This window comes from Roseovarius azorensis (genome assembly GCF_900109455.1).
Taxonomy (GTDB): Bacteria; Pseudomonadota; Alphaproteobacteria; order Rhodobacterales; family Rhodobacteraceae; genus Roseovarius; species Roseovarius azorensis.
The window spans coordinates 76,251-92,848 of record NZ_FOAG01000007.1; the positions used below are offsets into that span (position 1 = coordinate 76,251).

Sequence of the window (16,598 nt, forward strand, 5' to 3'; positions counted from 1 at the left end):
AATCCACGTCGCAGACATTGACGAAACTGCGAATCTGGTCTATACAAATTGGTCTACAACAAGGCCGCCGGGAGGGCGGCCTGCGATGCCCGCACTGGGGATCACGTTTAGGGAGGTTTTGCTGCATGGCGCGAATATCGCTCCAAAATGTCTCCAAGTCGTTTGGTGGCGACCAGGGCCCTTGGGCCGTTAATAAATTCTCCCTAGAGGTAGAAGACGGCGAGCTCGTTGTTTTTGTCGGTCCTTCGGGATGCGGAAAATCGACGACACTGCGGATGATCGCTGGCCTCGACGACACCACGTCGGGCACCATCACGATCGGCGGGCGGGATGTCACCGGTCTGCCACCGAAAGATCGCAATGTTGCGATGGTCTTTCAGAACTATGCGCTGTATCCGCAGAAGTCGGTCTACGACAACATGGCGTTCGGCCTACGGGTGCGCGGTGAAGCGAAGCAGGAGATCGACCGGCGCGTGAGGGCTGCAGCGGCCAGCCTAGACCTCGAATCCCTGCTCCACCGCAAACCGCGACAGCTGTCGGGCGGGCAGATGCAGCGTGTGGCACTCGGGCGTGCGCTCGTGCGGGACCCCGATGTTTTCCTTCTGGACGAGCCGCTTTCCAATCTGGATGCGAAGCTGCGCGTCAAGATGCGGGAAGAAATCGCGACGCTCCATGCCCGTCTCGGGGCAACGATGATCTTCGTGACACATGACCAGGTCGAAGCAATGACGCTTGGAGACCGTATCGTGATCATGCGCGATGGCCTGATCCAACAGGCTGGGAAGCCTCTCGAACTCTACGATCGGCCTGCAAACACGTTCGTAGCCGGGTTTATCGGTTCGCCCGAAATGAACCTGATCGACGGGCAGTTGTCCGACGCAAGCGGGCGGCTCGAGGTGCGATCGGGAGACCTTTCGGTAGGCATACCAGAAAAGACCTTCGCCAGGAGCGGACAGAACGTGACGCTTGGAATCCGGCCCGAGCACCTCGTCATCTCTAACGGCTCGCCGCTTGAGATGACCGTGAACTTGGTCGAGCAGATCGGAGCGCAGACTTATCTCATGGGCACGCTGGCCGGCCATAAGATGCGTGCCGTCCTCCAGCGTCGTGATGAAATCCGCGCCGGTGACAAACTCCCTATCGCCTTCCCGAGTGAGCGGCTTCACCTGTTCGACTCCATTAGCGGTGCGTCGCTGCGGATGGCGCAAACGGGCGGCAAAATCGGCGTAATGGAAAATGCGTAATGGCCCCCTGCGAGAGCGGCGGGTCAGGCTGATACTGCGCCCCTGGACCGTGGAGGGCGTCACCGGACTTCAGTAGGAGCTCTGTGTCGCGTCCTAACGATAGCACCTCTGGAGCGTCATAAAGGAGGGTCAACGCTATACTCGATACCGGCGACGTTAATTCTTGGCATTTGGCTTGAACTGACAAGTTAACAAGGGAGGAGCAGGAAATGAGCATTTACATTCCAGGTAGAGTGAGAATGGCGGTAGGCTTGTCCGGCATGACCCGCCGCAACTTTCTTAAATCCGCTGCCGCCGTCGGAGCAGCAAGCCTCGCGGCGCCTGCGGTGGTGCGGGCCCAGTCCGGCGTCACGCTTCGGTTTCTCAACAACGAAACTTCGGTCGCTAGTCAGGCAGCCCTGAAAAAAGCGTGCGACGACTACGAAAGCAAATTCGGCGTCAAGATAATCGTCGATTCGAGCCCCATTAGCGGCACGATGCAAAAAGTGATGGCGGCGGTCGCTGCCGGCCAGCCCTATGACATCATGACTTCCGGGTTCATCGCTGGAATCTTGGAGTATATTCACGCCGGCGCCATCGTCCCGGTGACCGACCTGGTCAAAAAGTATGACTGGGGCAAGAAGGCCGCATGGGAGTATCAAGGTGAGAACTGGTACTATCCGTTCGATTACAACCTCGTCGTAAATTATTACCGGAAAGACCTCTATGCCCAGAAAGGTCTGAAGATACCGGAGACGTGGGACGACTTCTTGAAGAACTGCCAAGCGCTTACAGTCGTTAATGGTGGAAATGTTGACGTCGGCGGCTGTGTCATACCTCTTGCAAGCGACAGCTCGACCAACTGGGCGAGCTTCGGCAATATGTTCGCCGAAGGCGCGGAGCTCTTTGACAAAGACTGGAATGTCGTTTTCGACCAGGGCGAGAACGCTGATCGTGCCACGCGCTTCTTGGATTTCTACGGCGAGTTGTACAAGACGATGCCGCCCGGCATGAACGCCGTGAGTTATGCTCAACTAATGAGTCTCTTCGCCACCGGAAAGGCGGCACACAGTGTCTATTCTGGTCGGTTGGTCGAAGCGCTTGAAACGACTAACCCAGAACTCGCCGATAAGTACGGAATATTCCCCTCGCCTGGTAGTACCGGTCAAAAGGCACTTTCATATGCTTTTGACGGCTTCTGCGTAGGGAAGTCGAACCAAAGCGAGGAGGCGATTAAGTTCCTTCAGTGGTTTGCAGAAGAGCATTACGTCGATTGGCTGCTTTCAGCATGGATGAACAACCATCCGGCGCGCCTGGACATCTATGAGAACGAGCGTTGGAAGAGCCATCCCATGATCAAGAAGCATTGGAATACGATGATGACGATGAAGTCCTACATTGAAGGCGACAACATCAAGATCATGGCAATCGACACCAGCGGTCCTTCGATCGACATGCGTGCTTGTAACGTATTCAACGCGAATGTCATGCCGGAAATGCTCCAGCAGAAAGTCCTCGGCAACGCCTCGTCGGCTGATTGCGTCGCCGCGACTGCGCAACGCATTCGCTCCGTCATCTAACTGCAGATCGGGGCGGCCTCCGCTGCCGCCCCGATCGTTCGTTCAAGGGATGATTCTTATGGTTCAGGACCGGCGAATTGTTGCATTGTTTATTGGCAGTATCTCCTTGCTCGCATTTATTATTGGCGGCCCGTTGATTTACGCGGTTATGCTATCATTCTATTCGGCCCGTTCGTTTATGAGCGAACCCGAGTGGGTCGGCCTGAGCAACTACATCAAGGTATTGCAAGATCCTCTTTTCTGGAATTCGTTGACGAACGGCCTCACAATCGCGCTTTCGTCGATTGTCCTGCAGGTAGTTCTGGGCGTTGGAATAGCGATGGTGCTTAACAAGCGCTTTGTTGGCCAGACCATTGCACGTTCGATCGCTATTCTTCCCTACTTCCTGCCGACAGTTGTCGCCTGCCTAGTGGCCCAATGGATTCTCGAGCCAAACTACGGATTGGTAAAGACCGCTCTGGCATCCATCGGTGTTGGAATGCTCGATTGGAGTTCTCATGCCTTCACGGCCAAAGGCACAATCATACTCGTCAGTGTGTGGTTGTGGACACCTTTTGTCGTAACCTGCGTTCTAGCTGGTTTGCAGACGATCCCAACGCAACTTTACGAAGCTGCTCGCGTCGATGGCGCCGGTGCTTGGACGCAATTCTGGCACATCACGATACCAGGCTTACGCTCGGTTCTGATCGTGGTCATCCTTCTGCGTGGCATCTGGATGTTCAACAAGTTCGATCTGATATGGCTTTTGACAAAAGGCGGGCCGCTCAACCAGACAGAGACCTTGCCTACCTTAGCCTATCGGAAGTCGTTTATTGAGTACAACCTGGGCGGGGGCGCCGCTGTGGCAACGATCTCCTTCCTCCTGCTCTCAGGCGTCATTCTCATCTATCTGCGCCTGTTCCCCATCGATGATGCAAAGCAAGGGCGATAAGAAATGAAGAGCCATGTAGAGCGATTGCCCGTTGATTCCAGTCGCCAGATACCTGAGCGCGAACCGATTCGTCCGAGATCGTCGCTGCAACACGGGAGCAAGGTTCAGGAAAGCACTTTCTGGAAACCATTCAAAAAGCTATCGGCAAAAATTGCCCTTTATGCAACCGTACTCGTTATCTGTCTTTATTCACTCTTTCCGATATACTGGATGATCATTTCGAGCCTAAGGCCCGCGGAACGCCTTTTTCTCGATACATCTCTCGTTTTCTGGCCGCCGGACCTGACGTCTTACGTCTCCCTCTTCCGGCAGACGAATTATATCGTCAATTTTCTGAACAGCGCTCTGATGGCGGTTGCGACGATTACCGTCTCCCTCGTGCTGTCGGCATTTGTCGCTTACGGCGCCACCCGGCTGCGCTTTCGGGGCAAGACTATGCTCGTTGCATCGATGCTTTTTGCCTACATGTTCCCACCCCTCATGCTGGCCATCCCAATGGCGGCAGCTTTCCGAACGATCGGCCTCACCGACACACTGTGGGGGCTGTTGATCGCCCATCTCGCAATTTCGCTGCCGCTGGCGGTGTGGTTGCTCTGGGGTTTCTTCAAGTCAATGCCGTTTGACCTTGAGGAGGCTGCGATGGTTGACGGCTGTTCTCAGTTCGAAGCGTTCATCAAGGTCGTCTTGCCATTGTCCGCTCCCGGGCTCATCACTGTCGCCATCTTCTCGTTCCTTCTCTCTTGGGCCGACTATGTGTTCGCGCTGATACTTATTATGAGCGACCAAAGAAAGACGCTCCCCGTTGCTCTGCAGTCGTTGCTCGGCGCGCATGATTTGCGTTGGGGTGAAGTCTTGGCCGGCGCTTCGCTGATAGCTCTGCCTTTGTTTGTAATATTTATCTTTTGCTATCGGTACTTCGTCGCCGGGCTGTCAGCGGGTGCGGTGAAGGGATGATCCCGTCAAAAAGCGGCGGAAGATCGGTCGCGTTTTGATCTGGATTCCAAAAGCATCACCATCGGGAGAAGGTTTATGGCGAGCTACGACTATATTATCGTTGGTGCAGGTTCGGCCGGATGTGTTCTGGCAACTCGCCTGAGTGAAGACGCTAATGTGAGCGTATTGCTGATTGAGGCGGGCGGGGGGAAGTCGATGTTTGTCGATATGCCCGCCGGAATCAAGGTTCTCTATACGAGCGGTCGATACAACTGGCGGTTTTGGACTGAGCCGCAGCAACATCTAGACAATCGCCGGATCTATATCCCCAGAGGGAAGGTCATAGGAGGGTCGTCATCGATCAATTCCATGATCGCTATGCGCTGCAACCCGTGGGACTACGATTCGTGGGCGTCTCGGGGCATGCCTCAGTGGAGCTTTGCCGCGATGCTCCCCTATTTGCGCAGGATTGAGGATGCGAGCCTGGTCGCTGAACCTGATAATGGAACGCGTGGGCACACCGGGCCCATTAAGCTTTCCTACGGGCCACGGCGCCCGACCGCCCAGGCGTTTGTCGACAGCCTCCTCGCCGCCGGTTTACCAGAGAACCATGGATTCAATGGACCCTCGCAGATAGGCGCAGGTTTCTACGAACTTACGATAGCAAATGGAAAGCGGTCCGGCTCATTCAAGTACCTGGAACGCGCCAAGGGACGCCCGAACCTCACCATCCTCTCCAATAGTCATGTTCGTCGCATTAACGTTGAAAGAGGTGGTGCCCGTGGCATCGTCCTGGTCCAGAACGGCCGCGAGAAGACGATCAACTGCGATCGAGAGGTTCTGCTGACGGCAGGCGCGATCGGATCGCCGCAGCTTTTGATGCTGTCTGGTATTGGGCCTGCTGATCATATGAAGTCTTTCGGCATCAAACCCGTTCACGATCTTCCGGGCGTGGGCGAGAATCTTCAGGACCACCTGGACCTCGCGGTTCGCTTCGAGTCATCGCAACCGACGACGTTGACCCCCTATATGGGCCTCCTGAGGGGCGGCATGGCCGGCGCTCGGTATATTCTCAAAGGCGATGGTCCGGCCGCTTCGCAGGCCGTGGAGGCGGGAGCGTTTTGGGGCCCTGACCGATCATCTCCGTTGCCGGAGTGGCAGGCACACTTTGCCAACGTCCTCCGCAATCCGCCGGCCGGCGAGCGTATCGCTCACGGTTTCGCTGTTCGCGTATGTCAGCTCAGGCCACAAAGTCGCGGTACGGTAAGATTGCGAAGCGGAGACCCCGCCGTTCCACCGGCGATCGACCCGCGTCTTGCTTCCGAACGTGCAGACCTCGAGAGCCTGAGAGATGGCACGCGCGATATGTGCGATATGATGATGCGCGGACCACTCAAGAACTTCATAAAACGTCCGTTGGATGCGGAAGTGTTCGGCAATCTCTCCGAGCAGGAGGCTTTCCTGCGAGCGCGGGCCGAGACGGTGTATCACCCCGTAGGGACCTGTCGCATGGGCGCTGACGATGCATCGGTCGTGGACCCGAGCATGAAAGTCCGCGGTGTTGATGGTGTACGGGTGATCGACGGTTCGGTGATGCCAACGCTTCTAAGCGGCAATACGAACCTGCCGATTATGGCGATCGCCGAAAAAATCGCTGACGAACTCATCCACGGCGAAAGCGTTTCGCGTGATCACCCGATCGCTGGGGAGATGCTTGCGCACGGGCGCCACGCGCCCTCCTCCTGAAAGCCTCCGTTTATCGTCCGAGGAACGCTGTAGCGGTGCGAAAAGCGCCCAGGCTGTTTTCGCAAATTTTTTGAACTCGCAGGGTACGATGGCCGATTTTGATGTTGACTTGGCAGTAATTGGTGGTGGTTCAGGCGGGGTCCGCGCCGCACGGGTCGCTGCTAGCTATGGAGCCAAGGTCATCGTTGCTGAAGGAGATCGGGTCGGCGGCACCTGCGTTATCCGTGGCTGCGTACCAAAAAAGCTTATGGTCTACGCTTCAGATCTCCAGAAAGAGATCGGGAACGCGGCTGGCTTCGGATGGTCGGTCCCCCCAGCAAAATTCGATTGGGGAGTATTGACGGCAAACAGAAACAGGGAAGTCGCCCGTCTCGAGATGGCATATACGTCGACGATCGAACGTTCGGGAGCGCGCCTAGTGAAAGAGCGCGCAACGTTCCAAGACGCACGCACCTTGCGTCTTGCCAATGGGGAGACGGTGCGCGCTCGAAATATACTTATTGCCACTGGCAGCACGCCGAACCACGGGGAGGCAATACCTGGCATCGAGCATGTCATCTCGTCCGACAAGGTCTTTGAGCTTCGTGAACTGCCGCAGCGGATCCTAATTCAAGGAGGGGGCTACATTGCGGTTGAGTTCGCATGCATATTCGCCGGTCTCGGTTCGAAAGTGACCTTGGTTTGTCGCAGCGACAACATCCTGCGCGGTTTTGATGAAGACGTAAGGGCACATGTTCGTCGTGCTCTGGAGGAGCAGGGAATTCTGGTCGTCACCTCCTGCTGGATCAACAGGGTTGACAGGATTGACGAAAGCAGCGGGCTATTGAAAGCTAGTCTTTCAAACGCTGAACAGCTCGTCGCAGACCAAGTCATGTTTGCGATTGGACGAAAGCCCAACACGCAGGACCTAAATCTCCAGAATTCTGGCGTTGCGCTAAGCCCTGACAGCGGCGGCGTCGCGGTCAACGAGAACTCGCAGACCAATGTGCCCCATATCTACGCGGTCGGCGACGTGACAAACCGCGTAAACCTTACCCCTGTAGCGGTGCGCGAGGGCCAGGCCTTTGCAGATTCGGTATTTGGCGAGCGTCCCACGCAGGTCGACTATGCGGATATCCCGACTGCGGTTTTCTCGCGTCCGGAAGTCGGATCCGTTGGGCTATCAGAGGCACAAGCCTGTGCCCTGTTTGAAAGGGTGGACATCTACAAAACGGATTTTCGGCCCATGAAGGTCGCCCTCTCCCACAGCTCCGAACGAATGATGATGAAGCTCGTCGTAGATGCAGATTCCGGGAGGGTTGTCGGCTGCCATATTGTCGGATCAGGCGCGGCGGAGATCATCCAGGCAGTTGCGATTGCGATAAGAATGAAAGCCGTAAAGGAGGACTTTGATGCAACAATGGCTCTTCATCCAACAGCGGCGGAAGAACTTGTCACGATGCGGACACCGACCAAGCGCTGCGTTCGATAATGCATTTGTGTAGTCAGTCGGACTCTTCTTGCTTCACCTCAATGCGCTGGGAAGACCATGCTGAGGCGGTCGAACTTCGGTCTTAGGGGTGCTCGCAGCTCTCATCTTTGCTACCATGAAAGCTAATAACGGCTAATCACATGAACAGCCCCTCTAACCGCGTGTGGATAATAGTCAACGATGGATTCGAAGGCGTTGCGATAAGCTATTTGGACGTCTCAGCTGCTGGCAACTTCCAGCAGCCTTCAACTCATCCATTTTCACTCGTGAGAACAATTCGTCGATTTATCAGCAATTTATGTCGATCAGCATTCACGAGGACATATTAGCACATGCCTCTGTCGAGCCACGCATTTCCTAATCGAAGTGCTCTGAGTCAACCGCAGCACTCTGAATAGCCACAGGATCTCGGAGGCTCCATGTGCGGATGTATATGGACCCCGCCCAATTGCAACAGTCGGCTGGATCAGGATCGATGGTCACAACTGCTGATGTATATCCGGCTGCGTGATGCGGCTGGACAACGTCTTCGCCGCGAGCCTCGATGGGTTGATGGGTTTTCGCCGCTTCCACCTCAAAGCCCCGATGACATTGGTTAACGCCATGCCGGTCCACACATCAGGTTCTGGAAGCGACGGGGTGACCGTTTCGCCATCTCCTGCCATTGGCTGCAATTGGCGGGGTGGGACCTCCTTTAGTTATTGGCCGCTTCTATTCAGGCCGCCTTCACCGACAGCGCGGCCCCTTTGCGGAAGTCGACCGGCGTGCTCGCAACATAAACCGTCACGCCCGAAGGGATGCTTGAGTACGTTCAGCTGGCGTATCTGGTCTGGTCGGTGCAGGTGCGCCAGCGGACGCAGCTGATCGACGCTTTGCGCGGGCATCTTGCCGAACGCGGCATCATCGCACCACAAGGTCCGGCTCACCTGAAAACCTTAGCTGCCGCGATTGATGCCGCCGAACCAGCGATGCCCCAACTGGTCCTCGACCTTGGTCGCGTACCTCGAGCAGGTCGACCGGTTGAGCCGCGAAGATTGGAGAGCTGGAGAAATCCTTCGCCGTGAAGCCCCACGCGGGGAGGATACACCCACCTTCGGACCACGCCGGGAATTGGCCCGATCACGGCCATGGCGGTGGAAGCGTGTGCGCCCCCAATGGCGACCTTAAGCGAGGTCGCGACTATAGCGGTGGCGCAGTTCGGAGCGTGATCTGCTCCGAGAGCCATTGACTGAGAAAACTGGATATGCCAAATTGGTCAAACCAGATCGCGATGTTTTCCCAAACGATGCGCACCTGGATGGTTGGACGTCGAAAATCTCGAAGGAGGAAGCGCCGTGGCGAAGGAAAAGAGCGGCTACTATGGCACGCGAAGGAAATTCTGGTCGTGGGGATATGAAGGTGAAGATAACTCCCAGGACGAAATCCGTACCATGCGAGACCGCGTGGAGCAGCGGCTTGGGATTAAGGATATCGAAGTTCTCTCGGACCCGACCCTTGATGAGATTGAACTTTATCCGTCGCGCATAAAGATCCCGCGAACGCTGGAAGATTTCTGCACCACGGAAAAGTGGGACAGAGTTGTCCATACCTACGGTAAGGGTTTTAAGGACATGACCCTTATCTACCGGCGCGATTTCAAGAAGGCTCCGGACGTCGTGGCCTATCCGCGCGACGAAGAAGATATTGCCGCCATCTTCGACTGGTGTGGCGAAAACGGCTATGCATGCATACCGTATGGCGGTGGATCGAGCGTCACAGGAGGCTTCTGGGGTCCCGAGCGCGACGCCTTTCCCGGCGTGGTCGTTATTGACCTGGGCAACCTCAACCAGATTCTCGAAATCGACCCTGTGTCACGCTGCGCGCGGATCCAGGCAGGCATTCTCGGGCCGGCTCTGGAAGAACAACTGAAGCCGCACGGCCTCACCCTGCGCCATATTCCGCAATCGTGGGAATTCTCATCGCTGGGCGGCTGGATCGCAACCCGGTCGTCCGGTCACTATGCGACCCATCTCACGCATATCGACGACATGGTGGAAAGCCTGCGCGTCGTCACGCCAGCGGGGACGATCCAGAATCGCCGGCTGCCTGCCTCAGGTGCGGGACCAAATCCGGATCGCATGTTCATCGGGTCTGAAGGCACGATGGGCATCATCACTGATGCATGGATGCGTCTGCAGGGGCGTGTGAAATTCCGTGCGAATGCATCGATCTCCTTCAAGTCGTTCTATGAGGGTGCCAAGGCCGTCCGTCAAATCACCCAAGCGGGACTGTTCCCGGCGAACGCTCGCTATCTCGACGAGCAGGACGCCAAATTCTACGGCGCTGGAGACGGCACCGATTCCGTCTTGCTGCTGGGCTTCGAATCCGCCGACCATCCGGTGGACGCATGGCTGGAGCGTGGTCTCGAAATCTGCAAGGACTTCGGTGGCGTCGTGAAGCAGCGCGCGGGAACAGCAGACAACGCGCTGGAAACCAGCCGCAGCGGGCCGCAGGGTAACTGGCGGCACCAGTTCAGGTATCTGCCCCGGCTGATGCATACGCGCGCTGCGATGGGAATCGTGAGCTTCACGTTCGAAACCGCCTATACTTGGGATCGGTTCGAAGAAGTCGATACCGAGATCATGCGTCGCGTGCGAACGGCCCAGAAGGAACATCTTGGCGGTGGCATCGTCTGCCGCAGGTTCTCCTTCCTGTATCCGGACGGTCCGGCTCCATACTACTCGATCATGGCTCCTTCGACACATGCCAACAGCCTCGAAGCCTATTCGATGCTCCACGACGTGGCGTCGGACGCCCTAATAGAGCTCGGCGCCACCATCACGCACCATCATGCTGTCGGCAAATCGTTCCGTCCTTGGTACGACAAAGAAGTCGATCCGTTGTTCCGCCGTGTGCTGGCAGCCGCCAAGACCGAGCTGGACCCGAAGTGGATGTTGAATCCTGGGCTGATCGTCGACAAGCCCACAGGGCTCAAGATCGTCGGATAGGGGTTCTTCAGCGATGATTGATCTATACTTCTGGCCAACCCCCAACGGGTATAAAGCCGCTATAATGCTTGCAGAGCTGGACTTGGAGTACCGTGTTATTCCGGTTGATATAACCGCAGGAAAGCAATTTGAGCCGGAATTCCTGAAGATCAATCCAAACAACAAAGTGCCGGCCATCGTTGACCACGATGGCCCGCACAACAAGCCTTACGCTGTTTTTGAATCGGCGGTTGTTCTACTCTATCTTGCGGAAAAGTCCGGAAAGTTCCTTTCTCAGGACCCGGAAAAACGATACGATACGCTAAAGTGGCTTGTGTTTCAGAATACCACGATGGGCCCAATGCTGGGCCAAGCACATCATTTCATGGTGTATGCGACTGAGAAGATCGATTACGCCATCGAACGTTACGACCGGGAAGTTGGTCGAATATACAACATTCTCGAGAAGCGCCTTGCCGAATATGAATATCTCGCCGGCGAGTATTCTATCGCTGACATCAGCACATTCCCTTGGGTTCGCACGCGGAAATTGCATCGACGCGACCTGTCGGAGTACCCGAACATTGATCGTTGGTACCAGGCGATCAAAGACCGTCCGGGGGTTCGTGCGGGCATAGACACATTGTCCGACAGCAAGCAGTGGGAAGCGAAGCCGGGCACCGACGCTTGGAAGAATATGTTCGGAAAGAACGGCAGTTCGTAACAATCACACAAAATCCTCCCAGGCCTCAGGCGCGGCGGTCTATTCGTCGCGCCTGAGGCCGCGTAGGGGCAGTTGATGCAGGGCGGTCCCTATGGGGCTGGCGCAGGATCTTGGAAATTTTGCGCGGCCGAAATGCCGTTTGAAATCGCCCAATACGTGACCACGAACTCGGCTGATGGATCCACTATCTACTTGACAGCCAGTAAATTGGATGACCAAATTGGATATACCAATTGCCGCGCAGGCTATCAGGATTTGGGGAAATTGAGATGGATTTTTTGGCCGAGCTGCCTCGTCGCATTCATATGATCTTGGAGGAAGGGGCAACGTTCGGCGACTCCCGTATCGCCTTTACAGATGAAAACGGGATTGATTGGTCCTTCCGCCGGCTGATCGACACGGTCGCAGCTGTCTCTGATGAAATGCGACAACTCGGGGTTCGGCAGGGTGATCGGGTGATGATCATCTGCGAAAACTCGATCAGGGCTGTGGTTCTAATGTATGCAGCAAGCCGGTTGGATGCATGGGCGGTGCTAGCGAATGCCCGGCTCAGCAAGCATGAACTTGCCCTTATTGAAGAGGATTGCCAGCCGCGGCGTATATTTCGCACCGATTCCAACTTGTCTGCACAAAATGCGGACGACGGCAATGCTGATGTTCGGCTCTTTACTGATATCGGCGCCGTAACGGTTGGTCCGTTAAATGAGAACAGCCAGCCGGAAGAAGTTCACGAAGGATCCGCAGAGCAAGTCGCCGTTCTGATCTATACTACCGGGACCACGGGGCGCCCTAAGGGCGTCATGCTTAGCCATCGCAATTTGATTTTCGTCTCAAGCAGGGGAAGACGAACACAGTCTCTCGCTCCCGATGATGTCGCCCTGTGTGTCATGCCGATATCTCATTCGTACGGGCTCGTGTTGATGCAAGGCATGTTGTACGCTGGCGCGCGTATGAAAATTATGCCACGATTTTCACTACAGGAGGCCCTAGATGCTGTTCGCAGCGGAGAGTTGACGGTTTTCAACGCCGTTCCAGCCATGCTGACACGGGTGGTGGCACATGTTGAACAGACGGGCGAAAAGCTCACGCCAAATAACCTCCGGTACGTCTACACGGGCACCGCGCCGCTCGACCTGTCACTGCGTAAAAATGTCGAACGGCTGTTCGGCGTGGTCTTACAGAACGGATACGGATTGACTGAAACGTCGCCGACGATCAGCCGGTCTCACTATTCGATTGGCACCGACGACATCCATATTGGTCCACCGATAGAAGGGGTCGAGATCCGGATCGTCGGGCCTGACGGTCTCGATGTCCCAGAGGGAAAGCCGGGAGAATTGCTGGTCCGGGGCCCCAATGTGATGTTGGGATACTATCGCCAGCCGAAAGCGACCGCCGAAGTTATCGACGAGGATGGCTATCTTCACACAGGCGATATCGTCAGTCGCAACGAACGCGGCGAACTGGTTATTCAAGGCCGATCAAAGGAATTGATCATTCGCTCCGGCTTCAATGTCTATCCTCCGGAAGTCGAAGCCGCCCTGAATGCACATCCCAGCATTCTAAATTCCGCCGTGCTCGGACGTCCTGTTGAGGGAAATGAGGAAATTATTGCCTTCGTTGAAATGTTGCCTGAACGGCAGTGCGAGGTGGATGAGATTAAGTCCTTTCTGAAGAGCCGCCTTGCCCAGTATAAGCTGCCGCAACAGATTATCGTTATGCACGATTTGCCGGTCGCTCCGAATGGAAAGATAAAGAAGAACGACTTGAAGAAATATCTCTAGATAGTTTGAGCTGTCGGTTCGACACTTCCTTCCGAAGCGCTCTGGACCATGAGTCCGACCCATATAGTATCTCCGACAAGGTCCGCAATCCCGCAAAAAACTCGATATGGAGAACCCGCCTCGCCATGACAACCTTGCATGCTAACCTGATCGATGGAGCTTGGGTCGAAGGCGAAGCCGCGCCGAACATTAACCCCTCCAACACCAACGAAGTCGTCGGCACCTATGCGCGTGCTACTCGAGCTGACTCCCAAGCCGCGATCGCCGCCGCTAAACGTACGTTCCCGACATGGTCGCGCACGAGCCCTTTGGAGCGTCACGCGGTGTTGCGCAAGGCGGCAGACGAAATTCTCGCCCGCAAGGACGAACTCGGCCGACTTTTGTCGCGCGAGGAAGGCAAATCGTTGGCCGAAGCAGTCGGCGAAACGATTCGTGCGGCCCAGGTTTTCGATTACTTCGCGGGCGAAACGCTACGGCTGGCCGGCGAAACGTTGCCCTCTGTGCGTCGGGGTGTCGTGGTGGATGTGACGCGTGAGCCGGTCGGCGTGATCGCTATCATCACGCCGTGGAACTTCCCAATCGCCATTCCGGCGTGGAAAATTGCGCCGGCGCTCTGCTACGGCAACACTGTGGTATTCAAGCCGGCTGATCTCACCCCTGGCTGCGCTTGGGAGCTGGTTGACATTCTCCACCGCGCCGGGCTGCCAAAGGGCGTACTCAATCTCGTAATGGGCCGTGGTTCGGTCGTCGGCCAGACCATGCTCGATAGCCCCGACGTAGATGCGATAAGCTTCACAGGCTCAGTGGAGACCGGCCGGCGTGTGGCGGCCTCCTGCGTCGAACACGGCAGGAAGTTCCAACTCGAGATGGGCGGTAAGAATCCGCTGGTCGTGCTCGATGATGCGGACCTCAACGTGGCGGTCGACTGCGCCGTCAACGGTGCATACTTCTTAACTGGCCAGCGCTGCACGGCTTCCTCACGGCTGATCGTCACCGAAGGCATCCACGATCGTTTTGTCTCGGCAGTTACCGAAAAGCTTAGGAGCCTCGTCGTCGACGACGCGCTCAAGCCGGGAACGCAGATCGGTCCGGTGGTGGACGAGAACCAACTCAGTCAGGACGAGAAGTATATCGCCATTGGCCGTGAGGAGGGCGCTAAGCTGGTGTGTGGAGGCGAAAGGCTGAACCGTGAGACGCCCGGCTTCTTCTTGCAGCCTGCCTTGTTCACCGAGGCAACCAATAATATGCGCATCAGCCGCGAAGAGATTTTTGGTCCCGTCGCGGCGGTAATTCGTGTCAAGAATTATGAAGAGGCGCTGGAGACCGCGAACGATACGGCATTCGGCCTGTCCTCGGGGATCTGCACGGCCAGCCTGAAACATGCGACGCACTATAAGCGCAATGCCGACGCCGGCATGATTTTTGTCAATCTGCCCACTGGCGGCGTCGACTTCCATGTGCCGTTCGGCGGCCGCAAGGCATCGAGCTTCGGCCCTCGCGAACAGGGCCGCTACGCCGCCGAGTTCTACACGACCGTCAAAACGGCCTATACGCTGGCCTGACGGGCTAATGCCGGTCCGCTTACCAGCCCCGAGGTGCCCGCGCCGTGACGGCTTCGCCCATGGCGCAGGCCGCTGGAACGATCCCGCCGGGGCGACCTTGCCTCGCTCGGCCGCGCGAGAGTCGAATAACACCTGCCGCGATTGCCAGGCAGGTACTGGCGGCGCCAATTACTCAGGGAAGAAGCAGCTCGTGCAGCCGGAACGCTTCGTGAGGTCGAAGCATGCTCGGGATCTGCCAAATAATGCACTCTGCGATACTACGAGGTCGGCGCCTGAACTAGAGCAAGAGATGTTCCCACGGGCCTCCTAGGAAGCCGTGATAGCGGATCAACCACCAGTTCCTGCTGTTCGATCAGCCGGCGAAAATTCTGCTTGTGGACCAGACGGCCGGCATGCGCCTCCACCGCGCGCTGCTGCAACTGCAGCAGCGTAAACTGCGGCGGCATCAGTTTGAACACGCGTGATCTGGTCGAAAAGCCAGTCGTTCCGGCCGTCTGACTCTAGAGGAATTCGCCCGATGCAAGCCTTCACCTTCAATACGACCCCCTCGATCGTCTTCGAAGCCGGTTCGGCCAAGCGCTTCGGCGCGATCGCAGGCAAACGGCTGGGCCCGACGGTGCTGTTCGTGACCGATCCCGGCCTGCGCAAACTCGGCCTGTGCGACGCAGCCATCGCCTCACTGGAAAGCGTCGGAGCGTCGGTTGCGATTTTCGATTCCGTTGAAGCCGATCCTTCGCTGGCGACCGTGATGAAGGCGGTGGAAAATGGTCGTTCAGCCGGCGCGACCGGCGTCGCAGGCTTCGGCGGCGGCTCGTCGCTCGACGTGGCGAAAGTGGCCGCACTTCTTCTCGGCTCCGGCGAAGACATCGACGGCGCCTGGGGCGTGGCGCAGGCGAAGGGACCGCGCCTGCCTCTGGTGCTGGCGCCCACCACGGCAGGAACAGGCTCGGAAGTCACCCCGGTTTCAATCATTACCGTCGGTGACGAGGAGAAGCGCGGCGTGTCCAGCGCTATCATCCTGCCGGACATTGCGGTGCTCGATCCGGAACTAACGCTGGGCCTGCCGCCGGCAATCACCGCAGCCACCGGCGTCGACGCGATGGTGCACGCAATCGAAGCCTATGCCTCGAAGAACGCCAACAACAATCCGCTGTCGAAGATGCTGGCCAGACAGGCCCTGCAACTCATCGGCGCCAGCATCGAAAAAGCGGTGCTTGACGGTAAGGATGTCGAGGCGAGGGGGGCGATGTTGCTCGGCTCCATGCTCGCCGGTCAAGCCTTCGCCAATTCGCCGGTGGCCGCCGTCCACGCGCTTGCCTATCCGATCGGGGGGACGTTCCATGTCCCGCACGGCCTCTCGAACGCACTTGTCCTGCCGCATGTCCTGTGCTTCAACGCGCCCGACGCCGCCCATCTCTACGCCGAGATCGCCACGGACGCTTTCCCACGTCTCGCACAAGAGGAAGGTGTGCAGGGGCGCTGCGCGGCGTTCATTGAGGAACTGGCCTCGCTATCGAAAAGACTTGGCCTGCAGCCGCGCCTGCGGGATGTCGGCATCGGCGAAGAGCATCTGAAAAAGATGGCGGCGGATGCGATGAAGCAGCAGCGGTTGTTGGTCAACAATCCGCGCAATGTCTCGGAGCCGGATGCGCTCGCCATCTATCGCGCGGCATGGTGA

General features: G+C 57.1%; 13 protein-coding genes. 12 read left to right on the plus strand and 1 reads right to left on the minus strand.

The window, feature by feature from the left end:
* The first annotated feature begins 125 nt into the window (after positions 1–125).
* The 11 genes from BSG08_RS11835 (at position 126) to BSG08_RS11880 (ending at position 14,920) form a co-directional block, all read left to right on the plus strand.
* A complete protein-coding gene (locus tag BSG08_RS11835) occupies positions 126–1,244 on the plus strand; it encodes an ABC transporter ATP-binding protein (protein WP_093037028.1) in 1,119 nt (372 codons plus the stop codon).
* A 209-nt stretch (positions 1,245–1,453) separates the two neighbouring features.
* Positions 1,454–2,803 carry an ABC transporter substrate-binding protein gene (locus BSG08_RS11840; RefSeq protein WP_093037031.1) on the plus strand — a complete coding sequence of 450 codons (1,350 nt, stop codon included), beginning with the start codon at positions 1,454–1,456 and terminating at the stop codon, positions 2,801–2,803.
* 58 nt (positions 2,804–2,861) lie between these two features.
* Positions 2,862–3,734: a carbohydrate ABC transporter permease gene (locus BSG08_RS11845; RefSeq protein ID WP_093037034.1), complete on the plus strand. Its 873-nt coding sequence runs from the start codon at positions 2,862–2,864 to the stop codon at positions 3,732–3,734.
* Between the two features lie 3 nt (positions 3,735–3,737).
* Positions 3,738–4,688, plus strand: coding sequence for a carbohydrate ABC transporter permease (locus BSG08_RS11850; RefSeq protein ID WP_093037037.1), 951 nt, complete (start codon positions 3,738–3,740; stop codon positions 4,686–4,688).
* Between the two features lie 75 nt (positions 4,689–4,763).
* The gene (locus BSG08_RS11855) at positions 4,764–6,413 is read left to right on the plus strand and encodes a GMC family oxidoreductase (RefSeq protein ID WP_093037040.1); all 1,650 of its coding nucleotides are present in this window, start codon (positions 4,764–4,766) and stop codon (positions 6,411–6,413) included.
* An 88-nt stretch (positions 6,414–6,501) separates the two neighbouring features.
* Positions 6,502–7,884 carry a glutathione-disulfide reductase gene (gorA, locus tag BSG08_RS11860; protein ID WP_093037043.1) on the plus strand — a complete coding sequence of 461 codons (1,383 nt, stop codon included), beginning with the start codon at positions 6,502–6,504 and terminating at the stop codon, positions 7,882–7,884.
* Between the two features lie 797 nt (positions 7,885–8,681).
* Positions 8,682–8,948 carry a hypothetical protein gene (locus tag BSG08_RS19270; RefSeq protein ID WP_139274565.1) on the plus strand — a complete coding sequence of 89 codons (267 nt, stop codon included), beginning with the start codon at positions 8,682–8,684 and terminating at the stop codon, positions 8,946–8,948.
* A 270-nt stretch (positions 8,949–9,218) separates the two neighbouring features.
* Entirely contained in the window at positions 9,219–10,871 is a 1,653-nt protein-coding gene (locus BSG08_RS11865) for an FAD-binding oxidoreductase (protein ID WP_093037046.1), read from the plus strand.
* Positions 10,872–10,884: 13 nt separating this feature from the next.
* Positions 10,885–11,574, plus strand: coding sequence for a glutathione S-transferase N-terminal domain-containing protein (locus BSG08_RS11870; RefSeq protein ID WP_093037049.1), 690 nt, complete (start codon positions 10,885–10,887; stop codon positions 11,572–11,574).
* Positions 11,575–11,843: 269 nt separating this feature from the next.
* A complete protein-coding gene (locus BSG08_RS11875; protein WP_093037052.1) occupies positions 11,844–13,358 on the plus strand; it encodes a class I adenylate-forming enzyme family protein in 1,515 nt (504 codons plus the stop codon).
* Positions 13,359–13,483: 125 nt separating this feature from the next.
* A complete protein-coding gene (locus BSG08_RS11880) occupies positions 13,484–14,920 on the plus strand; it encodes an aldehyde dehydrogenase family protein (protein WP_093037055.1) in 1,437 nt (478 codons plus the stop codon).
* Positions 14,921–15,177: 257 nt separating this feature from the next.
* On the opposite strand, the gene BSG08_RS11885 is transcribed toward BSG08_RS11880, so the two are convergent.
* Positions 15,178–15,378, minus strand: a complete 201-nt coding sequence (locus BSG08_RS11885) for an NrtR DNA-binding winged helix domain-containing protein (protein ID WP_093037058.1) — start codon at positions 15,376–15,378, stop codon at positions 15,178–15,180.
* Positions 15,379–15,437: 59 nt separating this feature from the next.
* Between BSG08_RS11885 and BSG08_RS11890 the strand changes: the two genes are divergently transcribed.
* Entirely contained in the window at positions 15,438–16,598 is a 1,161-nt protein-coding gene (locus tag BSG08_RS11890) for an iron-containing alcohol dehydrogenase (RefSeq protein ID WP_093037061.1), read from the plus strand.